The sequence below is a fragment of the Sporosarcina sp. NCCP-2222 genome (genome assembly GCF_023168145.1).
Classification (GTDB): Bacteria; Bacillota; Bacilli; order Bacillales_A; family Planococcaceae; genus Sporosarcina.
The window spans coordinates 369,723-395,535 of the sequence record NZ_BQYK01000002.1 but is presented as its reverse complement, the minus strand read 5'-3'; the positions used below and the strand labels follow the sequence as shown (position 1 = coordinate 395,535).

The 25,813-nt window shown below is 46.0% G+C and carries 31 protein-coding genes; 17 read left to right on the top strand and 14 right to left on the bottom strand.

The genetic code is table 11. The features are described 5' to 3' along the window. Positions 1–835 (top strand): phosphate/phosphite/phosphonate ABC transporter substrate-binding protein (locus tag NCCP2222_RS06000; RefSeq protein ID WP_248510525.1); only part of this gene is annotated, 835 nt, incomplete at its 5' end. An 81-nt stretch (positions 836–916) separates the two neighbouring features. Here the strand turns inward: NCCP2222_RS06000 and NCCP2222_RS05995 are convergent. Beyond that, complete coding sequence (locus NCCP2222_RS05995) at positions 917–1,069, bottom strand: hypothetical protein (RefSeq protein WP_248510521.1); 153 nt, start codon at positions 1,067–1,069, stop codon at positions 917–919. Between the two features lie 123 nt (positions 1,070–1,192). Between NCCP2222_RS05995 and NCCP2222_RS05990 the strand changes: the two genes are divergently transcribed. The 9 genes from NCCP2222_RS05990 (at position 1,193) to NCCP2222_RS05950 (ending at position 8,554) form a co-directional block, all read left to right on the top strand. Further along, positions 1,193–1,627 (top strand): hypothetical protein, encoded by a 435-nt coding sequence (locus NCCP2222_RS05990; RefSeq protein ID WP_248510519.1) that lies wholly within the window; start codon positions 1,193–1,195, stop codon positions 1,625–1,627. A 158-nt stretch (positions 1,628–1,785) separates the two neighbouring features. Beyond that, positions 1,786–2,145, top strand: a complete 360-nt coding sequence (locus NCCP2222_RS05985) for a hypothetical protein (RefSeq protein WP_248510517.1) — start codon at positions 1,786–1,788, stop codon at positions 2,143–2,145. 132 nt (positions 2,146–2,277) lie between these two features. Next, complete coding sequence (locus tag NCCP2222_RS05980; protein WP_248510857.1) at positions 2,278–3,456, top strand: NAD(P)/FAD-dependent oxidoreductase; 1,179 nt, start codon at positions 2,278–2,280, stop codon at positions 3,454–3,456. Positions 3,457–3,473: 17 nt separating this feature from the next. Further along, positions 3,474–4,340 carry an RNA polymerase sigma factor SigJ gene (gene sigJ, locus NCCP2222_RS05975; RefSeq protein WP_248510515.1) on the top strand — a complete coding sequence of 289 codons (867 nt, stop codon included), beginning with the start codon at positions 3,474–3,476 and terminating at the stop codon, positions 4,338–4,340. 153 nt (positions 4,341–4,493) lie between these two features. Continuing rightward, entirely contained in the window at positions 4,494–5,672 is a 1,179-nt protein-coding gene (locus NCCP2222_RS05970; RefSeq protein ID WP_248510513.1) for a hypothetical protein, read from the top strand. Between the two features lie 28 nt (positions 5,673–5,700). Beyond that, positions 5,701–6,471 (top strand): tyrosine-protein phosphatase, encoded by a 771-nt coding sequence (locus NCCP2222_RS05965; protein ID WP_248510512.1) that lies wholly within the window; start codon positions 5,701–5,703, stop codon positions 6,469–6,471. 141 nt (positions 6,472–6,612) lie between these two features. After that, a complete protein-coding gene (locus NCCP2222_RS05960) occupies positions 6,613–7,527 on the top strand; it encodes a helix-turn-helix domain-containing protein (RefSeq protein ID WP_248510511.1) in 915 nt (304 codons plus the stop codon). Between the two features lie 231 nt (positions 7,528–7,758). Next, positions 7,759–7,848, top strand: a complete 90-nt coding sequence (locus tag NCCP2222_RS05955) for a putative holin-like toxin (RefSeq protein ID WP_238080376.1) — start codon at positions 7,759–7,761, stop codon at positions 7,846–7,848. A gap of 523 nt (positions 7,849–8,371) precedes the next feature. Beyond that, entirely contained in the window at positions 8,372–8,554 is a 183-nt protein-coding gene (locus NCCP2222_RS05950) for a hypothetical protein (protein WP_248510509.1), read from the top strand. 51 nt (positions 8,555–8,605) lie between these two features. Here NCCP2222_RS05950 and NCCP2222_RS05945 read toward each other — a convergent pair whose 3' ends face one another. The 4 genes from NCCP2222_RS05945 to NCCP2222_RS05930 all read right to left on the bottom strand — a co-directional run bounded on the left by NCCP2222_RS05945 (position 8,606) and on the right by NCCP2222_RS05930 (position 11,854). Next, positions 8,606–9,514: an NAD(P)/FAD-dependent oxidoreductase gene (locus NCCP2222_RS05945; RefSeq protein WP_248510507.1), complete on the bottom strand. Its 909-nt coding sequence runs from the start codon at positions 9,512–9,514 to the stop codon at positions 8,606–8,608. A 58-nt stretch (positions 9,515–9,572) separates the two neighbouring features. Continuing rightward, positions 9,573–9,971: a GNAT family N-acetyltransferase gene (locus NCCP2222_RS05940; protein ID WP_248510505.1), complete on the bottom strand. Its 399-nt coding sequence runs from the start codon at positions 9,969–9,971 to the stop codon at positions 9,573–9,575. A gap of 143 nt (positions 9,972–10,114) precedes the next feature. After that, positions 10,115–10,837: a toast rack family protein gene (locus NCCP2222_RS05935; protein ID WP_248510503.1), complete on the bottom strand. Its 723-nt coding sequence runs from the start codon at positions 10,835–10,837 to the stop codon at positions 10,115–10,117. 132 nt (positions 10,838–10,969) lie between these two features. Continuing rightward, the gene (locus NCCP2222_RS05930) at positions 10,970–11,854 is read right to left on the bottom strand and encodes a hypothetical protein (protein WP_248510502.1); all 885 of its coding nucleotides are present in this window, start codon (positions 11,852–11,854) and stop codon (positions 10,970–10,972) included. 278 nt (positions 11,855–12,132) lie between these two features. Between NCCP2222_RS05930 and NCCP2222_RS05925 the strand changes: the two genes are divergently transcribed. Next, positions 12,133–12,594, top strand: a complete 462-nt coding sequence (locus NCCP2222_RS05925; RefSeq protein ID WP_248510501.1) for a GNAT family N-acetyltransferase — start codon at positions 12,133–12,135, stop codon at positions 12,592–12,594. Between the two features lie 53 nt (positions 12,595–12,647). On the opposite strand, the gene NCCP2222_RS05920 is transcribed toward NCCP2222_RS05925, so the two are convergent. Continuing rightward, complete coding sequence (locus NCCP2222_RS05920; RefSeq protein WP_248510500.1) at positions 12,648–12,884, bottom strand: YkuS family protein; 237 nt, start codon at positions 12,882–12,884, stop codon at positions 12,648–12,650. Between the two features lie 144 nt (positions 12,885–13,028). Here NCCP2222_RS05920 and NCCP2222_RS05915 point away from each other — a divergent pair, with 144 nt between their 5' ends. After that, the gene (locus tag NCCP2222_RS05915) at positions 13,029–14,492 is read left to right on the top strand and encodes a protein adenylyltransferase SelO (protein ID WP_248510495.1); all 1,464 of its coding nucleotides are present in this window, start codon (positions 13,029–13,031) and stop codon (positions 14,490–14,492) included. 131 nt (positions 14,493–14,623) lie between these two features. On the opposite strand, the gene NCCP2222_RS05910 is transcribed toward NCCP2222_RS05915, so the two are convergent. Both NCCP2222_RS05910 and NCCP2222_RS05905 read right to left on the bottom strand, forming a co-directional pair. Beyond that, the gene (locus tag NCCP2222_RS05910) at positions 14,624–15,073 is read right to left on the bottom strand and encodes an ImmA/IrrE family metallo-endopeptidase (RefSeq protein ID WP_248510492.1); all 450 of its coding nucleotides are present in this window, start codon (positions 15,071–15,073) and stop codon (positions 14,624–14,626) included. A gap of 9 nt (positions 15,074–15,082) precedes the next feature. After that, positions 15,083–15,415, bottom strand: coding sequence for a helix-turn-helix domain-containing protein (locus NCCP2222_RS05905; RefSeq protein WP_248510490.1), 333 nt, complete (start codon positions 15,413–15,415; stop codon positions 15,083–15,085). A 179-nt stretch (positions 15,416–15,594) separates the two neighbouring features. Between NCCP2222_RS05905 and NCCP2222_RS05900 the strand changes: the two genes are divergently transcribed. From NCCP2222_RS05900 to NCCP2222_RS05890, 3 genes are all read left to right on the top strand, one after another. Beyond that, entirely contained in the window at positions 15,595–16,008 is a 414-nt protein-coding gene (locus NCCP2222_RS05900) for a helix-turn-helix domain-containing protein (RefSeq protein ID WP_248510489.1), read from the top strand. A gap of 389 nt (positions 16,009–16,397) precedes the next feature. Next, complete coding sequence (locus tag NCCP2222_RS05895; protein ID WP_248510488.1) at positions 16,398–16,598, top strand: BhlA/UviB family holin-like peptide; 201 nt, start codon at positions 16,398–16,400, stop codon at positions 16,596–16,598. A gap of 115 nt (positions 16,599–16,713) precedes the next feature. Further along, a complete protein-coding gene (locus NCCP2222_RS05890; protein WP_248510481.1) occupies positions 16,714–17,517 on the top strand; it encodes an N-acetylmuramoyl-L-alanine amidase in 804 nt (267 codons plus the stop codon). A gap of 328 nt (positions 17,518–17,845) precedes the next feature. On the opposite strand, the gene NCCP2222_RS05885 is transcribed toward NCCP2222_RS05890, so the two are convergent. Then, positions 17,846–19,108 (bottom strand): hypothetical protein, encoded by a 1,263-nt coding sequence (locus tag NCCP2222_RS05885; RefSeq protein ID WP_248510480.1) that lies wholly within the window; start codon positions 19,106–19,108, stop codon positions 17,846–17,848. Positions 19,109–19,217: 109 nt separating this feature from the next. Further along, positions 19,218–21,566 (bottom strand): bifunctional diguanylate cyclase/phosphodiesterase, encoded by a 2,349-nt coding sequence (locus NCCP2222_RS05880; RefSeq protein ID WP_248510479.1) that lies wholly within the window; start codon positions 21,564–21,566, stop codon positions 19,218–19,220. 161 nt (positions 21,567–21,727) lie between these two features. Here NCCP2222_RS05880 and NCCP2222_RS05875 point away from each other — a divergent pair, with 161 nt between their 5' ends. Next, positions 21,728–21,898, top strand: coding sequence for a hypothetical protein (locus NCCP2222_RS05875; protein WP_248510478.1), 171 nt, complete (start codon positions 21,728–21,730; stop codon positions 21,896–21,898). A gap of 43 nt (positions 21,899–21,941) precedes the next feature. On the opposite strand, the gene NCCP2222_RS05870 is transcribed toward NCCP2222_RS05875, so the two are convergent. Both NCCP2222_RS05870 and NCCP2222_RS05865 read right to left on the bottom strand, forming a co-directional pair. Continuing rightward, on the bottom strand, positions 21,942–22,670 hold the full coding sequence (locus tag NCCP2222_RS05870; RefSeq protein ID WP_248510477.1) for a ZIP family metal transporter: 729 nt from the start codon (positions 22,668–22,670) through the stop codon (positions 21,942–21,944). Positions 22,671–22,815: 145 nt separating this feature from the next. Continuing rightward, entirely contained in the window at positions 22,816–23,406 is a 591-nt protein-coding gene (locus NCCP2222_RS05865) for a hypothetical protein (protein ID WP_248510476.1), read from the bottom strand. Between the two features lie 40 nt (positions 23,407–23,446). On the opposite strand from NCCP2222_RS05865, the gene NCCP2222_RS05860 reads away from it, so the two are divergent. After that, a complete protein-coding gene (locus NCCP2222_RS05860) occupies positions 23,447–24,232 on the top strand; it encodes a phosphotransferase family protein (RefSeq protein WP_248510475.1) in 786 nt (261 codons plus the stop codon). Between the two features lie 48 nt (positions 24,233–24,280). Here the strand turns inward: NCCP2222_RS05860 and NCCP2222_RS05855 are convergent, their stop codons facing one another. After that, positions 24,281–25,237 carry an ABC transporter substrate-binding protein gene (locus tag NCCP2222_RS05855; RefSeq protein WP_248510474.1) on the bottom strand — a complete coding sequence of 319 codons (957 nt, stop codon included), beginning with the start codon at positions 25,235–25,237 and terminating at the stop codon, positions 24,281–24,283. A 1-nt stretch (position 25,238) separates the two neighbouring features. After that, the gene (locus tag NCCP2222_RS05850) at positions 25,239–25,784 is read right to left on the bottom strand and encodes a hypothetical protein (protein WP_248510472.1); all 546 of its coding nucleotides are present in this window, start codon (positions 25,782–25,784) and stop codon (positions 25,239–25,241) included. Positions 25,785–25,813 lie beyond the last annotated feature (29 nt).

Genomic DNA, 25,813 nt, shown 5'->3' with positions numbered 1-25,813 from the left:
TTGTCTGGCTGCTGTGATGATAGTTTTTCTGCCGGCATGTGGGTTTATTAAAACGGTTCATGATCAGTCGAGTACCCCGCCGTATGAGCCGGACACGTTGCACATTCAATTTGTGTCTGCCGAGGAGGAGGGGGAGCAGGTGAATGCGTTTGCGGATCTGCTGGCAAAGGAGCTGGGCATTCCTGTGGAGCTGAAGCTTACATCCGATTATGAAAAGACGGGCAAAGACATTCGTTCGAAGAAATCGGATCTAGTGATGATGCAGCCAGCTGATTATGTCGAAGCGAATCAGTCGAGGGAAGCGATCGCCTTGTTGCAGCCACAGCTAGTCACTGGTAATTCGAAAGAGAAGGTGACGTCTGTAAAGGGTCGGATTTTATTCGATAAAACAAGCGGTTTTACTTCACTTAAAGACCTTGCTGGAAAAACAATAGCTGTGCAGGAAGGCAAGGCTGTTGTCCAGCTAGGAGATTTGGCTAAGGCGGGAATCGATGTTCAAAAGGACCTAACGTTTTTTTATGTTACGAGTGATGAGGAAGGGATCAAAGCAGTGAAAAAAAGGAAGGCGGATGCCGTAATTACTCTGGAGACCACGTCTGCGAAGGGTCTCGGCCAACTGGAAACCGAGAATCGAATTCCGAATGACGCCATCGCTGTACGTTCTGATATGACGGATGAATGGCAAGAGTACATCCGGCAGGCATTTCTTTCGTTGGATGAATCAAAAGAAGGCCGCCAGCTTATCCAGAAGTTATTTGGCCATGCAGGCTACGTGCCGGCCGATGAGAGTGATTTTGACATTATCCGGCAGTCGCAAGAACTCGTGGAAAGATAAGTGCCAATCCACTCATGTGGTTTCGGATGAACCGATTCGGAGCCACTTTATTTGAACAAAAAAGGACCGCCTTCGCAGCCCTTAGCCTTCAAAGATATTTGTCTTTCCGTCGTTCGTATTTTCATATGCTACCAGCGTAACTCCGAGTTCCTTCTCCATCGCATCAAGCGCTTTAAGCTGGACATCTGTCAGCTCCGCAAGAGGCGTCTCCTCCGGCATCCAATTTTCTTTCATTCATAGCACACCCTTTCTGAAGTAGTAATAGCATGGACTGGTTGGACCAGGTTATTCAATAGGAAAGGAAACCAATATGTGGAATTTTGCGTCTATAATAAAATAAGTAGAGGAGTGATCCGCATGGGAATTACAAGGCAATTGTCCGTAGGAATCGCATTCCTTCTCGGCAGTTTTGTGGGGTTCGTCACATTCATGCTTCAGACAGTGGTGCTTTCTGACATTCCCGTTTCATTCACGGCAACAGAAGCACTCGTTATCCAGATTCTGTACTTTGTGTCGACGTTCTTACTAATGGGTGGTGTACTTTTGATTCCGAGCCGGGTGGGATACGGAGTGGCACTCTTGCTTTTTACCGCAGTTTTCTTGTTTAATATTCAGGTCTTCGATCGCCGTATGCTGCACGCTAGCTATGACCCGGCTCTTCTGCAGGTGCAAATGGCGCCCGTTTTGCATCTAGGGCTGGTCATCCTGTTCACGCTGTTTCTGTTTGTCCTTCAATGGGTCAAAAAGCGAGCAAACGATCAAAAGAGGAAGACCAAACTTTTCGTCCATTAAGATCCTAAATAGAAGTAGTCATAATAAAATAATACACGTTGTGAATCAATTCCTGGCTTCCTTCCTCTCTAAGCCCCTTCCCAATCACCTGAATTATTGGTATATTTATGGTGTAAAGTATGGTCATTCCATATAGGGGAAGTGGAGGAGGGGTCGGCTTGCATCTAGAGAAAATAATGCATATGATTCAAGGGTGTTTGGAGCATTCAGATTTGGTTTCGGCTAGGCGGTTGATAGAAGAAAATATGGGGGAGCTGCAGGAGAACCGGCATATCCTGAACCGGAGTGTCCGCGAGCTTGTGGATGTACTGGCATCTATGGTGGAAATGGGATTCCGGCCGTTAAATAGGCAGGAGATGAATCAAATTCACCATATTAATATGTATGCGTCTACGTTTAATGTCCGCGGCCTGAAGTTATCGGTGGCAGAAAATCCGGAGGTGCTCTTGCGGGAAGATATCCATCATTATTTAAACGCAGATGCAAAGGTGTTGCTGGAAGGCATGTCGGCGATTTGATTGAAATAAAATAAAGTGAGTATGGCTGGTTCCTATGCAAAGGAGCTGGCATTTTTCTTTTAAAGGTGTCACAAAGCAGCTTCCTATCTCGTTATATGGTAAACGAGATAAGGAGTGATCAATGTGACGATAATGACTTGTGTCATTGTAGGAGGCGGATATGCAGGTATCCATGCTGTGACATCCATTCGAAAGTATGTCGGTACTAAATTGACTAAACAGGCGCTTCGAATTATTTTAATTGATAAAAATCCATATCATTTACGAAAGGTTTTATTATTTAAGCCGGCGATTGGCGAAGAGGAAATTACCATTCCGCTGAATAAATTGTTTCCTGAAGGGGTTGAAATTGTTCAAGCGACAGTGACAAGCATTGAGGCGGAAAATAAAAGAATTCATTTTCAGGACAATTTGAGTAAGGAGCATTGTCTGGGTTATGATATCCTCGTCCTTGCTGTAGGAAGCAGTATTCGCAAACCGGATCAGGCGCAAGGAGGTATTGCGTTAAGCGATATAGAGTCCGCCAGAGAGATCCGAACGAAGTGGCGTGCCAATCTCTATAAGGCGAAGAGTGAAAAAGATATGGCGTTACGGTCCGAACTCTTGACAATTGCAGTAGCTGGTGCTGGTATTAGTGGCATGGAAACATCTGCTGAATTGGCACATTACATTCGTAGCGATGCAAAAACAATAGGAATCGATCCAAGTGATGTGAAGATCGTACTTTTGAATTCCCATCCAAGACTTTTTCAAGAAGGTCCAGCTAAAGTGGGAAGGGCATTGGAACAAGCGCTTGTACAAAGAGGCGTAACAGTTAAGCACGAGAACAAGGCGTTAAAGGAAGAAGGGGGAAGAGTCACCCTTTCAACTGGTGAAACGCTGTCGGTTGGTCTTTGCATCTGGACATTGGGCCTCTTCCCTAATCCGTTTATCAAAAATTTAGGAGTTCCTTTCACGAATGAAGGAGGCGTAATCGTCGATTCATGTTATCGGGTGAAGGGACTTCAAGACGTATATTGTATTGGAGATTGTGCCCTAATAATTGATCCAACTAGCGGGAAGCCGGATGGGAAGACGTGTAAGGAAGCTTCAGCTCAAGCAGCTAGACTCGGACGGATTATATTGGCAGATAGGAAAGGTGGGCGGGCACCTTCACACAAAAGTCATATGGAGTTCTTCTGTATTGCTCTTGGTCCGGAACAAGGTATTGTGTGGCTTCGAAGATGGGGAATGAACGTGACAATATCAGGGAGATTAGGCTGGTTCATTAGAAAGTGGACATGGGACATAGCAAGTTTAATTAAAAAATAGACAGGTAGTGAGCATGAATGGAGCAAGAAAAAATTGAAGAATATTATGTTCAGTATAAAAGGCTCCTCTTTACGTTAGCTTACCAACTAACCGGCTCTGCTGCCGATGCGGAGGATGTTGTGCATGATGTTTTTATGAAACTACATGACATCGAACTTGATCGAATTGTTGAACCGAAGGCCTACCTTTGTAAAATGGCAACGAACCGGTGTCTGGATGTCTTAAAAACTGCTCGTAGAAAACGGGAGCAGTATGTTGGTCAATGGCTGCCTGAACCGATTCTAACTTTCGGTAATGAATTGGTTGAATCCGTTATACAAAAAGAACTGATATCCTATGCAATGCTCGTGTTGCTGGAGAAACTAACTCCTGTGGAACGGGCTGCATTCGTGCTTTATGAAGCTCTTTCCTTTAAATACTCCGTAATCGCCAAGATCATCGGAAAAAGTGAAACGAATTGCCGTAAGCTGGTCAGCCGGGCAAGAGGAAAGATAGGCATGAGTACCGAAGCGCCACTCCGTGAAGCGGACATTGAAGGAAAATGGATTGAAGGGTTTCTTACGGCTCTTGAACAAGGCGATTTGAATCGAGTTATTTCTATATTAGCGGAAGATGTCACCTTAATTTCTGATGGGGGAGGAAAGGCATTTGCAGCTATTCATCCGATTCATTCGAGTAATCATGTCGCCCGCTTCCTATTAGGAATCGCGAAAAACATGACACCAGGAGATAGTGCGGTGGATATTACAAAAATAAATGGTCAAACTGGGCTTGTTTATCGTACGGGAAATAAAGTCGATACTGTGGCATTGTTGCATATTCACCAGGGCGCCGTGCGTAACTTGTATTTCATTAGAAATCCAGAGAAATTGAGATATATTTAAGTCTTGCAAAACAGGTCGGCGATTTGAGTGCAATCAATCAAGTGAGGATGGCTGGTTCCTATGTAAAGGAGCTGGCATTTTTTTTGTTATGGAAACTCTTTAACTTGTGAACCGTATAGTTTGTATCACTATCTATCAAATGGGGGTCGTTATATGGTTCCAGCAATGTTCCAATCTATCATCACTTATGATCTATCCCGATATTGGCCGGATTTTCAACTGGTGGCGTATGCCATCTATGATGGTGAATCGGTTTGTTTATTCAACCATCCAGCGTACCCAGAGGCCTCTTCTATTTGTCTTCCTTGGAGTGAGGCGTTTGTTGGGAATACACTTATTCTTTTTCAAGGCCATCCTACGGCCATCGTTCAAAAGGACAGCTGCCCGGATGAGGCGAGTTTATATGCCGTGTTGATTCATGAATTGTTCCATGGCCACCAGTATCTCATGGGCGAGTCTCGTTTCCCTGATGAAATTAAAGGGGTCACCTATCCGCTCCTCGCAGATAATGCAGAGAGGCGTAATCGTGAGCGGTGGCATTTATACCATGCGGTCATGGAGACGGACCACATATCGAGGGAGGAGCATCTTCGCCAATTCATTCTTCAACGTGAAGCCGGGGCTGCCAGTATGGCGGATTTCATTGCATACGAATTGTTGACAGAGACCGTGGAAGGTCCGGCGTGGTATGTGGAGTTAAAGGCGTTTGCCGATCAGAGTGGTATAACGTTAACAGATGTGATCCTTCAATACGGGGAAGCTTTGCTCGATCCAGAGGAGTCTGTACGCCATCTACGGCGTAGCTGTTATAGTTCCGGTTTGTTCATCTGTTTATTGCTGGATCGGCTTTGTGCGGATTGGAAAAAACAATTTCAGGAAACAGATCAATCGCTTTATTCGTTTTTCCGGCAGTTTGTCGATGTGGAGGAAAGCAACTTGGATGCCGTCCCAGTTACGGAGGAAACTGTGAATATCCTCGAAAGAGTTCAAGAGGAAAGGGCCGCGGCATTTGCAACAGTAGAACAGGAGGCACCTGTTGTTGTGACCATTAACGGCACAATTCGGGTAACGGGCATTGATCCGATGAATATTACTGGTGGTGATCAAATGGCATTGCATCGTAACTTCTTGCGTGTTTTGATCAGGGAACAGGAATACCTGATTCAACACCCTGTCATCGCAAAGTATACAAACCATTTATTTGATTGCCATCAATTGAAGGTTATTTTGAACGAGCCGCCGGAAATTGTAGAACAAGGTATACTGATAAAAGATGTGGGAGAATTGGCAGGGCAGTTTGATGAAAAGTCTTTCACTTTATCAATCGAATGACTAACAAAACAAAGGTTGGAGAAACATATTGAGTCAATTTGAGAAGGCAGCAAACTTTAGAGACATCGGAGGATATCGAACGACAGATGGCTCTAAAATGAAAACTGGGGTTTTATTTCGCTCTGGAGCACTATCGAAATTAACAAAGAATGATATAAAACAGTTCGAGCAATTAGACATTAAGCTGGTTTGTGATTTACGAACACAAGAAGAGTTCAAGGCTAAGCCAGCGAACCTATTGGAAAACACTACAGTGAATATTGTAAACGTTCCGCTTCACCAATACGAAACCCAAGACGGGAATCGAATGAAACTTTTGCGTTTTCTCTTTGGAAAGCAGGGGGAAGCAGAATTTGATCAATTTATTAGAGAGTATTATTACAAGATTACCTTTGAACGGGCTTCGCATGTAAAAGAAATTCTTAATTTGATTGCGGAAGAAAAGAACTTGCCTGCCGTCATTCATTGTACGGCTGGAAAAGATCGTACGGGTATCATCTCCGCGATCATTCAGTTGTTGGTTGGCGTGCCGTATGAAAAGGTGGAAGAAAATTATCTTCTTACGAATCAGTTCTATGCACATCGGCTTGGAAAATTGAGTCGTGTCATGGGGTGGTTGAGCCTCTTCCGCGTTTCGCCGGAAAGAGTGAAATATATTATGGAGGCGAAGCCAGAGCATCTGAATGAAATATATAAAGGCATCTTGAAGGAGTACCATTCCATTGAGGAATACTTGTGTAAAGCATGCCAAATCGATAAGAAAATTATAGAAAAACTGAAAATACAATTGCTCGAGTGAATGAAGATGATTTGCGGGTTTATCTTCGTTCAACCGCCAGTAGAACTCCGTTTCAACCAGCCGTTGATAGGCTCCTTGCAAGGGATATGGTACGCTCAATACAACAGTGCGCGCTGAAAAGAAATCGAGGAGATGGTTGGCATGTTAGATGCAATTCGGATCGGAAGTTATATTTCAAAGCTGCGGAAAGCGCGGGATTGGACGCAGGTGGAGCTGGCAGATCGGCTTCATGTGAGCCATCAGGCAGTGTCCAAATGGGAACGAGGGGATTCGTTGCCTGATATTATGATGCTGCCTCAACTGGCAGATGTGTTTGATACATCCGTCGACGATTTGATGAATGCAGGGGATATGAATCGGTATGGAAGCAATATGGGACGGATGGTGACAGGCTTTTCCCAAAACCGTCGAGAAGAGGTGGCTGAGATGATCAATGCTGCGGAAGTAGACGTGAACGGATTAATTGAGGTGGCGCCGTTATTGAAGGCGAGTGAGCTTGCGGATGTGGCGGAGCGTGTCGATCCGAAACTGTTTGATATGGAGATTATCAAGAGGCTAGCGCCTTTTGTGGAAACGGAACTTTTGGATAAGCTCGTGTTGCAGGCAGGGGAGCAGTCGTTTGATTGGAAATTAGTTTCTTCGCTTGCCCCATTTGTCAGTCGGCATGTGTTGGATCAAATCGTAGAGCAGACTTCTTTTGATCGACTGGATGGCGAGCAGCTTTCCCGCCTCGCTCCGTTTTTATCCAAAGAACGGATGGACCGGCTAGTGGAACAGTCACTGGAAGGGGAATTGGAGTGGAAAGTTGTTGTACGCTTGGCCCCATTCATTAGCAAGGACATGCTGGGCCGCTTGGTGGATGAAGTGGGATTTGGTAAGTTTAGTGATCGGGATATTATGCAGCTCGCGCCTTTCTTAGGACGGGAAAACTTGACTAGGCTTGTGAATGAAAAAGGGCTTACCCTGCTGGATCCTGATACGCTTGCTCGTCTCGCTCCGTTTATTGATAAAAAAACGTTAAGCGAATGGATTGCCAGTTTGATAGCTCGTCAATAAAATTGTTCGTAGGATAATAGAAGGGTGGGGTTTCCTAATTATGGAGACCCCGATTTTTTATTTATTCATAAAGAAAGAATACGCTTTATTTCCTGTGGAGTTTTTGAAAAAACAGAAGAAATAGACCGGATGGCACTTTAGATACGAACATATGTGTGGTAAAATAGAAGAGTATTAGCAAGGTGACTCAAGGGTGGTTGGCCATCTCTATTCCCTCGTGGAAAGGGGGTGGTGCGTTTGACAGTATTCGAAGCGCTGATGCTTGTCTTCACGTTCGCGACGTTACTCATTGCAATGCTGTCGTTTCATAACAACAAATAACCCATCCTTGAGTTGAGCGCTCGGATGGGTTACAGTCCTATCATTGCCGATCCCCTGCGGGAACCAGCTATTACAAAGGCCGTTCAATGTGCAGCCATTGGACGGTCTCTTTTCAATGTATTCATTATCTATATATAGTATAACGATTTCAGTTGGATTGTTCAAGTTGGATTTATGTCTTCATACCTAAGGCGATAGAATATTCCGCCTCTTCCTCTCGTATATTCAAATAAGAGAAACTGGGAGGATGAGGAGAATGAAACGAGCGCTTTTGTTTGGGACAACAATTGTCATTGGGACAATTTTGGGGATTGTCGTGACGGTATTAATGGAAAATGGTTTTTAGAATGGAGCTGCCTGGCAAGAGGCGGCTCCGTTTTCGTTTATTCCTCCGGTGACCCTTCCGCAATTTTCTTCTTAGTCTGTGCATATACCCCTTGTCCTCACCCGATGGCTGCGTATGGTAAAGTGAGGGGAAATCGAGAGGTTCGGTAAGGTTCAACTGGCGGGAGGTGAGTCGGACATGTTGTTTTTTGAAGATGAGATTCAAAAAGTGAGAAAGAAGGTGGGTCCTTCGGGAATGCGTGAAATGACAGCGCAGGACCCTCGCATGAATGGCCAGTTGCGAAAGCATTGGCTGGCGGTGGAACAGGAGCGCAAAGAGCGGGATGCTCGGATGAAGCGTCTGCTGCAGAGACCCGAGTAATATGAAAAGCAGGTCCACTGGCAAATAAGAGTGGACCTGCTTCGGGTGGGCTTATTCTCCATCGAATAGTGCATTGGTTAGATCGCCATTGATGCCAATGGCCGCTGCACTTCCGGTCCCAGCCGCGATGACGAGCTGGGCGGGAACGATGTGGGCGGTATCTCCCGCGGCATAAACGTTCCAGACGTTAGTTCTGCCGTATCTATCCGTCTGGATACCGCCAAACTCATTCATCTCACAGCCGAGTCCCTCTGCAAATGTATGAGGAAGGCTCCAAACCGGTGTGACAAATCCACCTGACCGATCGATTAAAGTTCCATCCTCCAGCCGGACACTTTGAAGCTGCCCGTTTTCTCCTTCTAATCCTGAAATCATATCCTCATAGACCTTTATCCCTTTGGCGAGCAGCCGGTTACGCTCCTCCCATTCCAGCCGGCCTTCTCCGTTTGTAAAGACTGCCAGATCTTCACTCCAGATGTATGCTTCTTTTGCCAGCTTGTAAACATTTTTGTCCGCGATGACAGCGAGCGGCTTGTCTCGTAATTCCCATCCATCGCAATAGGGGCAACTGAACAGGCTTGTGCCGTAAAATTTCTCGATATCAGGAATGTTCGGCTGTTCATCTTTTAAGCCGGTGGCTAGCAGGATTTTAGTGCTGGTAAATGTAATTCCTTCCAACGTGGTGATCGAAAACTCGTTTTTAGATTGCCGAGTTATAGAGATAGCTGTTTTGTTTATTATTTCCACAGTCGGATACTGTGCTATTTCGGCATGGGCCAGCTTCCTGAAATCTGCAGGCTTGATGCCATCTCGTGTGATGAATCCGTGAGCTTCCCGAGTTACCCGGTTTCTCGCTTTGTCATCGTCAAGCAACAGGACGCGTCGCCTGGCCCGGCCGAGGACGAGTGCGGCATTCAAGCCGGCAGGCCCGCCGCCGATAATGGCGCAATCGTATTTCATAGTATTGGAACACCCTTTTTATTTGCAGTTTACCCTGACGTTCATGAATTTAGCGCAGTCATCGTGAAAATACATACATAGGCGTACTCGTTTGTTCGGGTTCAAATCCGAGGCTTTCGTAAAAACCGACAGCTTTCGGATAAGAGACGAGCACTTTCGTATGCATCTCCTCGTACCGGTCAAGCATCATATTCATAATCGTTTTACCGATCCCGCTTCCCTGATACGCCGGGTCTGTCAGCACATAGTGGAAATAGACGGCCATGGAATCATCAGATAGCGCGTTCGCCAGGCCGACAAGTTGATCGCCATCCCATGCAGTCGCCACCGAATGAGAGTTCATAATGGCCAGGTATAGATCTTCTGGATAGGAAGCGGATTCCCAATCAACGGAATGAAAAAGGCGTTCAATGCCTTCTTTCGTCAAGCCCGCTTTCTCGAATGTGTATGTAATCAATTCTCCTATTCCTCCTCTCGAATAAGAGCAGTATTTGCTCCCTTTCTTTCTATAGCCTACTTTCCTCAGAGATAACCGTTAAACTTCCATTCAAGTTGCTTTGCAATAAAAAACCCTCTTTCCTAAAGAGAAAGAGGGATAGATTAGTCTATCAGTTTGATCTTTACATCACCCACACCGATATCCAATGAAATATCGAGGAAGACATCTGATGGATCATATGCTTCATTGACAAAGATTCGGTTGCCTTGTGAAATAAAACCATCCATGCTTACTGTGCCGATACCCTTGCTGACGGACAATTTCACGCCCGTTTGTTTTGGCAATAGCAGTGTGACATCCCCAACACCCATGGCAATTTGCGTTTTAAAGCTTTTCGGCCAGCTGCCACTTAAATCAATCGTCGAGTCACTCACGCCGCTGTCAATTTTGAGATTTTTCAATTGCAACCCTTTTAAGTCCAGTGATGTATCGGAGACCCCCATGTCAACATTTAAATCGATCGGCACGTCGTCGGACAGTTGAATATTCCAATCACTCTTCATTTTATTCTTTAAAAACCCGATCGTCATGCGAGGCTGTTGTTTTAATTTCAGTATCCCAGTATCATTTTTCTTTTTGTACGAAATATCAGGGGCATACCGTTTCGCTGTATAATCAAATGTGCCTTCCATCCAGTCGTCAGCACCGCCTGAAATATACAGTTCTCCAACACCAAAGTCAATATCGACATTCAATGCGCTGGCATTGTCCTTTTTGATGGTCTGCTCTTTACTAAGCGAACTTGCAAATATCCGATTATATCCGTACATGCCGAGGATAAGCAAAAAACCTCCGATCAGTCCGAACCACAATATTTTTTTCATTTTCCCATTCTCCTTTTCACGCGTGAACTTCTTTGTATTCATCATACGTTGAAATTCTCACAATTCATACTAGACGCCGGTTTGATTTTATATCGGTCTCGAGTCTGATAGATGTAGGGAATGGGCGTTCATTTATTTTTGGGTGAGAACAAAATTGATCCGTACAAGAAGGTTGTTCGTTTCGCTGCGCAGTTCTTTATATACTTTCTCAAATTCCTCTTTGTTTTCAGCTGGATTTTCAAATTTGCCGACTTGTTCCCATTGGTATTTGATTTTTGTCATGATGTCGTACATCGTCATGTCGGTCGCTGTTTGCGGGGCAGGAATCAAGACCGACGGGGAGCCGAGCTGAAAGAAATCTTGTTGAATAACCCGAAATGCCGGATGGTCAAATTCATCATTTTCGATGATATAACCTAAGTCGTTTAATGAAGGAGCTGTGAGATAGACCATTTGCATGATACCACGTTCTAAGTTGGTCGCTTGTTCCCAGGTTCGATATTCAGAAACGGGTGTATCCTTTAAGTCATCAGGCCGGGACGAAAGGAACCAATTATAGATGGTAGGAATCTCGTTAGACGGCACTTGGTATGCAGTGAATTCGGATATATCAATATAGGCATCTCCCAGATTGGTAATATTCCGGATGTTTTCATTGTCAATCGCGCGTACCGGATAATCATCCATCTCAAAACGCAGGAGGCCGCCATTCTTTTCGATCATCTCAATATATTCCTGCATTGTATGTTCCTTTGCCATGTTTCCTTCATCATTATAGGGAGAAGGAATTTCTACTGTAGGAATGGAGAAATTTTTCTCGTCCACGGTTTCCATCGGATTCTCCTGCTGTGCTTCATCGATATCCTCCTCTTCCTTCGTTTTCTCCTTTTGTGCTTGGCTTTGCTCTGTCTCTGTAGCTTCAGCCATATCAGACGCTCCTTCTTCCTCCTTTTCTTTATCCACAGAACATGCGCTTACTATGCAAATTGACAAAAGTATCATCAAAATCTTTTTCATTCATCTGCCTCCAGTTTCATTGATAACGATACTACGGATGACGAGAGAGATAGATTCATATAAGCGATCAATTGCTACTTTAGCTGTAGCTTTGAGCAGCACTGTCAGTTCTTTTGTCGCTTTGTCAGAGATGATGCCATCTGCTAGAATTCAGCAAGAAATAGGTATGAGGACAGTCGGAATGCGACATACTTTTCGTAAGAGTAGACGGCTAGCTAGATGAAAACATTCCACCGTCTACGAATAGACTGGATTTACAATGAAAGGAAAGGGATAGAATGGTCGTGGATATTGGCATTCATGACGTAACAGTTCAAAATTACCGGGATATGCTTTGTTTACATGTGACGCCTGCTCAGCTTCATTTCATCGAGACGCCTCAACAATGTCTCCGGGATGCGGAAATTTGGAAGGAGTACCGGCCGGTCGGCTTATATGCAGACGGGCTGCTTGTCGGGTTTGCAATGTATGGATTTTTCCCAGGCGAGGCTGTAACGGGGCGATTATGGATCGATCGGGTGTTGATTGATGAAGCCCATCAAGGAAAAGGATTTGGAACGTTATTTATGCGAGCTTTGATCGGCAAGCTTGAAGATGAATACGGCAAACAGCCCATCTATTTAAGTGTCTATCAGGAGAACGCAGGAGCCGTTCATTTATATGAAAAGCTGGGATTTCAATTTATCGATGAGCTCGATGTAAATGGTGAGCACATTATGAAGCTGGAAATGGACAACTAGCAGAAAGACAAACAGACAGAATCCAGGCAGCTGCCTAAGATTCTGTCTTAAAATTATTGTAGAAGGTTTGCCTTTTCTTCGACGGCTTGGATGACTTCGTCGATGGACCTGCCTTTCATGGTGATGACAGGGAAGTTGAATTCATGCGTATTTCCTTCATTTAATGCACGGACAATGCCGATATCATAACCAGTTACATCTTCGTCCGTGTTAAACATTTTCGCTTCATATCCTTTTGACTGTAGTGCCGCCATCACATCTTCATACGGTTGTTCCACTGCAATTCGCATTAGTCTGCACCCTCCTTTCATCTCTTTCGTTCACACATCTATACAATTCCCCATATCGCCTGTTTTATGAATGAAACAAGGAAACAGCATGCCTGATGTTTTCGAGAGGAACGGGTATAGTAAAAGGAGAAAGAAGGGAAGACGATGGAAGAAAACAATACAATCGGTTGGCGGATGAAAAACAGTTATGTTGCACTGCCTGAAGTGTTTTACGCAAAAACGGAACCGGAGCCGTCTCCCTCTCCGGAATTGATCGTTTTGAATTATCCGTTGGCGGCTTCTCTCGGTTTGAACGCAAGTGAACTTGAGGAGAAGCAGGGGATCGATGAGCTGGCGGGGAACCACATGCCGGAAGGGGCGGAGCCAATTTCCCAGACGTATGCAGGCCATCAGTTCGGTCATTTTACGATGCTTGGCGACGGGCGTGCCGTACTTTTGGGAGAACACATCACACCGGAGGGAAAGCGTGTGGACATCCAGCTGAAAGGTTCCGGCCGAACGCCGTTTTCCCGCGGGGGTGATGGCCGTGCGGCACTTGGTCCAATGCTGCGTGAATTTATCATCAGTGAAGCAATTCACGCTCTCGGCATCCCGACCACACGCAGTTTGGCAGTTGTTACGACAGGTGAACCTGTTTACCGGGAGGAGACATTGGAAGGAGCAATTCTTACCCGTATAGCTGCAAGCCATTTGCGTGTCGGCACTTTCCAATATGCGGCTGCCCGAAATGTGGTGGAAGACCTTCAGGCGCTTGCAGATTATGCGATTGAACGGCATTATCCGGAAGTTCAAGAAGCACAGCATCCGTATGTGGCTTTGTTTGAAAAAGTAGTCGAGCGCCAGGCTGCATTAATTGCCCAGTGGCAACTTGTTGGATTTATCCATGGGGTCATGAATACGGATAATATGACGATCAGCGGTGAAACGATCGATTACGGGCCGTGTGCGTTTATGGACATCTACGATCCTGCTACGGTGTTTAGTTCAATTGATCGGCAAGGGCGGTATGCTTATGGAAACCAGCCTGGCATCGGGGATTGGAACTTGGCAAGATTAGCCGAAGCAATGCTGCCGTTATTTGATGCCGATATCGACACTGCTATTCAAATAGCAGAAGGGAAGCTGTCCTCCTTCAGGGAGCTTTATCACGAACATTGGCTGGAGGGGATGAGGCGAAAGCTCGGTCTGTTTACTGAACAACCGCAGGATGCGGAGCTTGTTGAGGAATTGCTGGCCGTCATGAAAAACCAAGCTGCAGATTATACGAATACGTTCCGTGCGCTGACGATGGATGAATGGTCGGGCGTCCCCATGCGTGAGACGAGTGCGTTTAAGGATTGGCTTGCGAAATGGGAATCGCGTCGTGCGCGGCAAAGCGAGACAAAGGAGGAGTCCGTTGAATTAATGCGGGCAAGCAATCCTGCCGTCATTCCGCGAAATCATCGCGTAGAAGAAGCATTGGAAGCGGCTGTGGAGCGTGGTGATTTCACGGTCATGGACCGGCTCATGAACGTACTTGGAAAGCCGTATGCGTATACGGAGGATCAGGTGGAATACACAACCCCGCAGGCCTCCAATGTCCCGTATCGGACTTATTGCGGAACATAACGAAGAGCGACCGTCACATCGGTGTGGCGGTCGTTTTCTATAGTTTAACTTTAGAGTTTTTACATAGTGTTACTCCGTTTAAAACTTGTTTTATATCTTACGACTCGGCTCCCGTTGTAAAGGGAAAACAGTCATCGTCTCTTCACCGACAGGGGATCAAAATGAATATCGTAGCCGTTATGGTACACAGACAAACCAAATCGAGCGTGGTAATGGGCAATGGACAGCTCCAAATACTCGGCTGTCACTTCAAGATGGGCGCAAACTTCCTCAATGGATCGATAATTCAATTCGTGGCATTCAATTAATTTATCGAGCGATACGATTTTCTCATAGCCCCATCTTCTCGCAAGAAGTTCCAATTTCCAATTGCGCAGAGATTGTAGGTTCGTAATATCCCCATACGTTGTTTCATAATGGCCCAGTTCTTCTGCTAAGATGCAGTGCTTCTCATAGTTGCTGCGCCGCTGGTCGATCAATATCATATTATCCATATAGAGGCCTGCCAGCCCAGTTGGCATGGTCTTTACCTCTTTGATCACGAGATGGGGATATTGGGCGATGAGGGATTCATAGGTCATGCAACCACCTCACTTTCGTTGAGATTTAATAAATTGGATATACTTTTTAATTTCCTCCATCTCTTCTTGCGTCAAATCATCGTCAATATGTGTGGCAATCGTTTCAATAGACTCCTTCTCGGGAACTTGCAAGCCGAGAAGGCCATCAATGGATACGTGAAACGTTTCCGCTATCGCCTTCATCATCCTCGTTTTCGGCTCGATGGTCCCCGATTCCCACTTCGAGACCATTCCCTTCGTGATGGAGAGTCCTTGATGCTTATTAATGCGTTCGGCAAATTCCTCTTGCGATAATTTGTTATCTAACCGGATATTTTTCAATGCGTGGCCCAAAGATTGCATATCTTTCCCTCCTACTTATTACTTCCAGTATAGTCTGTGGTTTCAATAATGACAACTCTTTATCAAAAAGTTATTGAAAGTGAAACGGAACATATGTTACCTTATGTAATAATATAGTTTCACTTTTGAAACGATTGGGGGTTTTTGTTTCATAAATGAAACAAGAAGGGGTGAGCAAGATGACATTTATGGAAATGGAACAAATGGTGAGGGATTATCACTGGATGATCAACAGCGTAAAGGTCATTCGGGAAGGAATGGGAGATATGGGAGGATTGACAGCGCAATATGGCGTAGAGGCGGCGATGCCAAAACGAAAAGGGGGGCACAGCGATCCGATTTATCGGGAAGCAACAAGACGGGAACGCCGCTTGAAAAAAGTGTACGAATATGAAAGGAAAATTGAACTTGTTCAAGAACGGATGGCGTTTATTGAAGACGATAGGGAATTAGAAGTCCTTCATTGGATGCTGGAGGGGAAAAGCCTTCGCTGGATCGGCCGCCATATGCAGCTATCGGATCGGCATGTCGGCCGAATCAAAGACGCGGTCATCCAGCAGCTTATCCAAGAAGCTCCGGTTGTCTTAAATTGAATGGAAGGCGTATGTGGGTGCAGGGCTGGCCGAGTTTGAAATTGTGATCCGTATTGGTGCATGTGAACCTAGTTGAACAGTGGTGAATCGTTTTATGTCAGCGACAGCATCTGGTTAAGATGGGTGGAAAATGGGGCGATGTACGGAGGTAGCGATTTTCCGGCGGCGTTTCAGCAGGTGGGAGAGTTCATTCATAACGAGGAACTGTCTATCTATTCGTCAGGTCGCAAATGTCGCAGTTGCCGCATACGTCGGGAATATGACGGGAAGGATTTTTTTCGGTTACAATGGGGACAAGCCAAAAAAGAGTAAGAGGGATCGGGGAAATACAGTGTGGAGATGAGCGTCCAAAAGGGCGTTCTTTTTTTATTCCAAAAAGGAGGGATGGGATGGATGCCAAGGAATTGATTGGTTATTTTTTGACACAGGGGCCATTTGCTGTGTTGTTCGTTTGGCTGTTTTGGTATCAGGTGAAAAGCAGTGAATCAAGGGAGCGTCGGTACCAGGAGCTATTACAAGCGCTGGCGGATAAATATGATGACATCTCTAATGAAATACGTGAAGTGAAGGAGCGATTGCCACCCAAATAGGCATCGCTTTTTTTATTACCTGAAAGGGGGTGGTTCGAATGTAAAAGGAAATGTGTCGTTCGTTGCAAAGGTCATGGGAATCCATTAAAAAATGAAAATTAGAGGAGGAAGTAAAATGGTTAAAATTTATCTAGATCCGGGACATGGTGGGACTGACGGTGGCGCTTCAGCAAATGGGTTAAAGGAGAAAGACGTGACGCTCGCAATTGCGACTCGCGTACGAAATATTTTGGTGAATGAGTACACGAATGCTTCAGTTCGGATGAGCCGAACAGGAGATCAAACAGTCAGTTTGACACAACGGACGAATGACGCCAACGCATGGGGAGCGGACTTCTATTTGAGCATCCACATTAACGCAGGGGGTGGCACGGGCTACGAGGATTATATTCACAGCAATCTGTCCGATTCCTCTACTACTGCCCAATTGCGTAACACGATCCATGCAGAAATCGTAAAATTGATCGATATGACGAACCGAGGCAAGAAGAAGGAAAACTTCCACGTCCTGCGAGAGTCCAACATGCATGCGATGTTGACGGAGAATGGCTTTATTGATAATGCTACGGATGCAGCAAAAATGAAAACGTCCGCATGGCTGGACAAAGCGGCACGCGGCCATGCCAATGGACTGGCGAAAGCGCTAGGGCTGATCAAGTCAAGCACACCGCCGCCATCCGGCAGTGTGGTATATCGTGTGGTAACCGGTTCGTTTACATCCCGCGCGAACGCTGATCAACGTGTTGCCGAGCTCAAAGCGAAAGGATTCGACAGCTTCATCGATATCTTTACGCAAAGCGGGGTTACGTATTATCGAGTCATCACGGGTTCCTTTGCAGATAAAGCCAATGCGGACAAGCAAGTGGCAGATCTACAGCGGGCTGGTTTTGAAGCGTTTATCATTGCAGTGGAGCAATAAGAAATATAACTTGGCAAAGCATTAATGGAGGCTGTTTTTCCGCATGGCTGGACAGTCTCTATCATCTAAAGTGGCCGCTTCAATTAAGAAGCGGCCTCAGCCTGTTGACAAACGCTTTCATACGTTGTTGCTCGGCTCGCTCGTCCTCTCATGAACTTTAGTTCTATTCGAGTCTTCGCTCGCCTTCGCGCCTAGTCTGACAAGCGTTTTCAAGCCAGGCTGAGGTGTGTGCTAATTAGTCGAAAAAGCAATTACAAAAGTGTAGACAAAGTTAAAATCGACTTTGTCTACACTCTGTGGCCGCTTCAATTAAGAAGCGGCCTCATTTTCATAAATCCTCGAGCGCAATAATTTCCCCGCTGACAGCATCTACAGCTACATCTGAATCAATTAATCCGCATAATACATATGTTTTGGAATGAAAATCATATACGTAGACAGGTTCCATGGTGATATAAGGCACGAGCGTTTCGTAGGCTGTCTCGTGATCAATCTTAGCTGGCTCTGCTGGCTTGAATGCATTAAACATGTCTTGCAGCATTGGCCGATTGTCCATTAAATTGACGACATTCATCGTTTCCCTGTCGATAAAGAGGACCAGCTTCGGACGCAAAACATCGCTTGCTGTGCTTTCGGCAGCATGACAGAATGCATGGATATATCGTTGCTCGGGCTGCAACATCTTTAATCGCCATTTTCCGCTCTCTTCGGGATATTCCATGCGTAATGCGTTCAGCACCGCTGATTTGCACTGTGCCACCTGTTCGTCAGAGAGGCAGAAGGTTTTCCCCGGACTTTCTTGGAAGGCTTTATTCACATCTATCGCCTCTAATGACCGCAAGGGGCTCCTGCTAATGGAGTTACTCAATGGTTCGTTCCACTCCAATAAGTCCCCCGCCTGTACCGCCATTCGTTCATCCGTAAAAAATGGAAGACAGGTCGAGCCATCAGCTGTAATGAACACTTCATCCACCGTATATGCCGAAATGAATTTCCCTTTCATTTCGGAAGGGAATTCAAACAGTTTGACGTGCTGTTGAACAAGTGGCTCGATTTCCTCGAGCGTCATCTCGAAGTCTTGTTGAGCGATTGCATCCTGATCCGGCACCTTACCATATGTTGTAAAGGACAGCAGTCTACCTTGTCCGTCGCAATTCACTTCTGCCTGGAAGGAGGGTGATAGACGGACACCATTTACTTCTGAATGAAATAACGCTCCTGTTCCATAGAAATCCTGGACAAAGAAGTCACGGCCGAATTGGAATCCTGTCATTCGTTCCACAAAGGAAGCCATTTCCTCCACAGTTCTTTTCTCGAATGGCCGGTGTGTCGAATCAGTTTGCTCCATCACAAAAATAACACCTTCAAAACGTTCCTCCTGAAGATGATAATCAATGACAGCAGTACCTTCAGGATTCTCATCTTCTTTTACTTCGCCTGCGGAAAGCGGAAACCACTCCATGGAAAGCTGACAATACGGTTCTCCTAAGACGTTCTGTTTTTGAAAAATCGCATGGCGACCCAGCCGATAGGTTTCAAGGCCGAATTCAGCTTGGGCTTGATCTGCGATTGCTTGTATTCTGTTATCCATAAATCCTCCCGTAATCTTTTGTTATTCACACTGTAGCATGCAACTTGCAGCAGATTCAAAAAATAATAGAAAAAACCCGAATGCGCATGACGCATGCCGGGTTTAAATGTTAAATGGCGTTTCCTTGCAGCATCCTCTCGAGGTCCGCAGCCACTTGCGGTTTGGCGAAATAATAGCCTTGAATCAGATTGCATCCCTCTTTTTCAAGCCATTCCGCTTGTTCCTTCTCCTCCACGCCTTCCATGAGCACTTGCAAGTTTAAGTTATGGCCAAGCTGGATGATGGAGCGAACGATGGCTTCCTGTCCAGGATTGCCAATCAGATTATGCAAAAAGGAGCGGTCGATTTTCAGCACATCAATCGGCAGTTCCTTTAAATTGCTAAAGGAGGAGTAACCGGTGCCGAAGTCGTCAAGTGAGATTTGGATGCCCAAATCATGCAAGTGACTAAGGCGGCCATTCGTCTTTTCAGCAAGGCCGAGCGAGGCGGATTCCGTCAGCTCCAACTCTAAAAAGCTCGGATCCATCTTCGTTTCCTCTAAAATACGTAGCAAACCTGGAAGAAAGTCCTCCCTTGCGAGTTGGAGAGGTGAAATGTTTACCGCCATCATCGGCGGCTCCTCCAATTCTCGCTGCCACTTGCCCCATTGCAGGCAGGCTTCCCGCAAGACCCAGTCTCCGATTTTATGAATTAACCCCTTCTCCTCCGCTATGGGAATGAACTCTGCAGGCGAGATGAAGCCATGCACCGGATGAATCCATCGCAACAATGCTTCGACGCCTTTCACCTTCCCCGTGCCCACTGCCACTTTTGGCTGATATACGAGGTGAAGTTCATCTTGGTCGATCGCTATGGACAAGGCCTCTTCAATTTGAAGCGTTCTGCGATATTGGTCGTTTAGCTCCAAAGTGAAGGCGGTCACTTGGTTTTTCCCATTCCGTTTAGACTCGGACATAGCCAAATCTGCAAACTGAAGCAATTCATTTGGATTGGCAGCGTCTTCCGGGAAGACACAAGTGCCGGCACTGATGGAGACGGCCAGCTGGGAACCATGAATGGCAAGAGGTTCATTCATCGCAGATACACAAGCCTCTGCCAGGTGATAACAATCTGCCGCATGGCCATCCGCTAACAGGACGACAAATTCATCTCCGCCGACCCGAGCCAGAAAGCCTTTGTCTGAAATGATCGTTTCCAGCCGGCCGGCAATCTGGCGGAGAAGCTGATCTCCTGCTTGGTGGCCAAGTGTGTCGTTCGCAAATTTCATCCGATCAACGTTTAAGAAAATGCAACCGATCGTTTTCTTGGTTTCAAACCAATTGGCCAGTGTGGCATCAAGTTTGTGGCGGTTCGGTAGCCTAGTGAGCGAATCATGATACGCCATATAAGTAATTTGTTTTTCGTTTTCGATTTGTTCAGTCATATCCCTCAGGAACCAGAGGGAATGGTGAAGGGCTTCTTCCTGAATCGGTCGCCGCTTCACTTCTAGAATCAATGAATGAATCGCCACATGAAAGTTTTGATTACTCCTAATCTGTTCCGTTAATTCCGGGTGGTAATGCTGCAATTTCTCGAATCGTTGGCCGGAATCTACCTCTCCCATTAATTGACGGAATGAAGGATTGGCGTGCAAAATAGTACCTGTTTGATCCGTAATGACAATGCCGTCTGCTATAGAATCTAATAACGTATTTTGGACCAGTTCCCGTTTCTGCCAAAGACGATCCAAAATGATGGAACCGAAAAAGAGGGCAAAAATGAACAGCGTCACGCCAGCCACGAACCAGGCAAGACGTGTCGTATCCAAACCATCTTGAAACGGGCCGGAGTTTGTTATGCTGGAAAATGTCGCCGCTGCCATGCCGGTATAATGCATGCCAGTGATTGCGACAGCCATAATGAGGGAAAAAATTATTTTTAATTTCCATGACATGGCTCGGCGGGCATAAGGGGAGAGGAAGCCGATCCAGATGGCAACCCAAGACGCCGCAATAGCGATCACTAGGGAAATCGCAAATAGAACTGGATTGTAGACGATGACGACTGCCTCAAGTGCTGCCATGCCGACGTAATGCATGGAAGCAATACCGGAGCCCATAATAATTCCAGATAGAAAAAAACGGGTTTTGCTTTTATGATTCACGGATATGATGAAATAGCCGAAATAACATCCGACAATCGCAATTACTACTGAGATTGCGACAAGCAGGGTGTTGTAATAGACAGCGACAGGGAACTGATAGGAGAGCATGGCGATGAAATGCATCGACCAGATGCCAATGCCCAGCGTTCCCGCTCCGAGTATAAGCCAAATGCGCTTGGCTGATTGGCGAGTGAATGTTACACGCCGGGCCAAGACAATGGAGGCGTATGCGGACATCGTCGCAATTAAATAAGACAGCACAACAAGGTAAGGAATATGATGATGTTCCGACATGGAAGTGATTGACTGATCCACAATAACACCTCTAGATTAGGATGATACCGAATATATCGGTAAATAGACGTCTTTTATAAGAGGAGAAGAAACTATATTTTAATTTTAAAATTCCACAGTCTTATGTTTCAAATGAGTCCAATCGGGAATGCTAGTGGGAAACGAGACAAGGAGTGATTGGATTGACAAAGAGCTATGCAGGAGATAAAGATCACAATCCGACTGTCAATCAAGGAGATTCTTCCTCCGTTGCGAATGATGCGGCTAAAAAGGCGGAGCAACGCGTTGACGAGATACGCAAAGAAGCGCAGGACGAAGTAAAACGCCACCAACAATATTCAAATGACCAGTAAATGCAAGGACCTTCCCGTGGTTAAGAGAAGGTCCTTTTTTCTTTTATTCACCTAGATAACCCGTCAAAATAACCATCATCAGCAAACCGAAAATGAAGGAGAAGGTCGCAGAACGTTCATGACCATGCCCGTGGCTCTCCGGAATTAATTCTTTATAGACAATGAACAGCATGGCGCCAGCAGCAAAAGCCAGTCCATACGGCACTATTATAAAAAGCTGTTCCCCGAAAAGCAGGCCGGCCCATGCGGAAGCGAATTCGGTAAACCCTGCTAAAAAAGTATAGCTAAAAGCCTTCCACCGGCCGGTCCCTTGTGTGATGAGAAAGAGGGCGAGCAAGAAGCCTTCAGGAATATTTTGCAAGCCAATCGCCAAAGCGACCAGTGGCCCCAAGTCGTCCACCTGACTGGCAAAGCTCACGCCGACAGACAATCCTTCCGGTACATTATGCAGCGCCATGGTGATAAAAAGCAGAAACGCACCCGCAGGCATCGAGTCGGAATGCTCCAAGTCGCTATGCGGCAAGGTTTGTTCAAGTAAGGTTAGGACGAGCGCCCCTAACAGAATGCCCACACAAAGCACCATCATATTGGAAAGCTTGAGAGCAGAAGGTATGAGGCTATAAGTAGAGGCGGCGACCATGACGCCAGCCGTAAAAGCGAGCAGATTGTCCTTTTTTCCGTGCGATAGGTTGGCAATAAATAAGGTCGGCAGGGCTCCGAGCAGTGTGCAGAATGATGAAATGAAAATACTGATGATCGGCAACGAAGCCATACAAAACCTCCTCTTATTCCTATGGCAAGTGTATGTCCATTTAAATTTCGGCAGTACTGGAATTCAACAGTCCCTTGTCACGTCACCTAGAAGGAAAAAGGAAGGCGCATAGAGAAGAAGAGAGGAGCATTTAAAAGGACTTGCTTCACATGCACCAAGGGATAGCGGGCGGCTTGAAAGGAATCGGTATATCGGTTTGAACGCCAGAATATCGGGACAAACGCCAGAAAAACAAAATGAACGCCAGAACCCCGGTCTGAACGCCAGAAAAACGAAATGAACGCCAGAATCGCGGTCCGAACGCCAGAAAAATGAAATGAACGCCAGAACCCCGGTCTGAACGCCAGAAAAACAAAATGAACGCCAGAACCCCGGTCTGAACGCCAGAAAAATAAAATGAACGCCAGAATCGCGGTCCGAACGCCAGAAAAATAAAATGAACGCCAGAACCCCGGTCTGAACGCCAGAAAAATAAAATGAACGCCAGAATCGCGGTCCGAACGCCAGAAAAATGAAATGAACGCCAGAACCCCGGTTCGAACGCCAGTAAAACAAAATGAACGCCAGAATCCCGGTCCGAACGCCAGAAAAATGAAATGAACGCCAGAACCCCGGTTTGAACGCCAGAAAAACGAAATGAACGCCAGAACCCCGGTCTGAACGCCAGAAAAATAAAATGAACGCCAGAAAAACAAAATGAACACCAGAAAAATAAAATGAACCCCAGAACCCTCATCCAAACGCCAGTAAAACAAACAGCCAGTAGGAGGAACTACATGACAACGCCGTTAACCATAGAGGAGATACCACAAGAATTAATTTACTTAACAGGAGCAATTGACGAAATTCGGTTTCCCAAACAAGGACATACTTCCGATGTAGGGATTGTCGATGGAGAGAAAGGTCCATATATTATAAAGCGGGCAAAAGAGGAGCTGTTTCGGTTTTGGCTCTTGCGGGAGGAGTATGTGCTGCGAAACTTAATGGGTTCGGGGCTGCCTGTGCCTATAGTCTTTGGAAGCACGACGACACCCGACGGGCAATGGCTCGTACTAGAAGTGTTGGAGGGAGAACCGATCCGTTCAGCGCTCTCTCGGGAGACGGATGACATGCAGCGCCGTTCCTTGTTGGTTCAGTTCGGCCAGCTGCTTGCGCGTTTGCATGCGACTCCATGTCCAAGGGGTCTTAAAGAAGATGGGGATTGGCTGGAACGGCAGCTTGAAACAAGTGCGTACAATTTACTTCATTATCAAACCGATGGAACGGCTGAGTTGCTGGAACAGTTAAAGGCATCCAGGCCCCAAGCGGTGGAACAGACATTAATTCATGGCGATTGCACGGTTGACAATGTACTGGTTGCAAACGGTAAAGTGACAGGCTTGATCGATTGGAGTGGAGGGGGATTCGGCGATCCCCGCTATGATATGGCTCTCGCGATTCGTCCGAAACCAGGGATGTTTGAAAAAGCAGAGGACCGTGAATTTTTCTTTGAGGGGTATGGGTCTCGCATCAGCAGGGAAGAGTATGTGTACTTTGCGGATGGATTGTATGATTTTTTCTAATAAAGCCATAAGAAAGCCAGGCCCTCACTCGCGCCTGGCTTGTCTGTTTCATTCAAATTTCTCAGGATAGATTGCTTTCGCTAGAAGTTCAACTGCTTCTCCGATACGTGGCCCAGGCCGTGACATAATATCGCTGTCCAATTGGATGACGCGGTCTTCTTTTACCGCCTGTAACGTATCCCAACCTTCACGGCTTTTGATTTCGCTGACAGGATCCGGAATGTAGGACACGGTTGTGACAATGACATCAGGCTGTTTCGTAAGGATATCTTCCTCGGATACTTTAATCCAGCCTTCCTGTTCGCCGAAAACATTTGTCACGTTTGCATGATTAAAGATTTCCTGTTGGAATGTGCCTTTACCGGTCGTGTAAATATCCGGAGCCGGGCTGATTTCAAAATACATCTGTTTCGGATTGTCTAAATCGCCCAGTTTATCTGTAACAGAGCTGATTGTGGTTTTGATGTCCTCGATAACGGAATCTCCCTTTTCTTGAAGCTTCAAGACGTCTGCAATTTGTGCTATATCACCGTATACATCATCAAAAGAGCTTGCGGATTGAATAACGAACACCGGAATGCCGGCTTCCTCCAATGTGTTGAGTCCTTCTACTTCTCCGCCCGTCGTATAGGCGATTACAACGTCGGGTTTCATTTCAATGATCCGTTCACCGTTAAATTTAACAGAATCGGAAACCCGTTCAATGTCCAATGCTTCCTCCGGATATGTATCATAATCCGTAGCCCCAATAATTTGGTCACCGACGCCCAATGCGAAAAGAATTTCTGTGTTGCTTGGCTGCAAGGAGACGATGGTTTTTGGTGCCTTCTCAAAGGTGATGTCTTTTCCACGATCATCTGTTACCGTGTAGGAAGTAACTTCTTCTTGCGGTGTTTCTTTCTTACCTGGATCTGCTCCCTCATTCTTCTTGTCCGATCCGCATGCACCCAGCATTAGAACGACTAGAAGGGCAAGAAGTCCATTTAACCAAATCCGTTTATTCATCTCAATTGACCTCCACTTGTTTTTTCATCTTTCGGACGGGATACGACTTGCTGATGAAAGGAATTTCATCAACGCCGCTCACTTTGTTCGTATAGACAGCCATCACAAATAAGACGTTCGCCAGCAAATTCGCATAGTCGAATAAAATAACCGGCACTTCACGCTCCAAAGAGACTTTGTGCAGAGCCCGAACTGATTTCTTCGCTTCACTTCGGCAAACATGCAGCACACAGGCCGCATGCGACCCTTGTGGCAAAACGAACTGCTCGATCAACTCCCCGACCTCTTCCACATAGGAATCATACAGATCGCTCAGACGCTTTAAATCCTCCTCTGTAATCGCCAGTTTTCCGCGCACAGATCCATTCAAATGGTAGGCGAGCGGCTGTAAATAACGAAGATCTGCATGGACTTTCTCCACATCTTCTGTCAGTGCCAGCGCTTCGCCGATCCGTGTCGTCAACGAATCGGTCCGGATTTCAAAATCGACGGTCGAAGCCGATTCCCGCATGAACGGGTAACAGATGTACCGTTTGTCCTGTTTCAAGATATCTCTTCCTCCTTTTCTTTCGAATA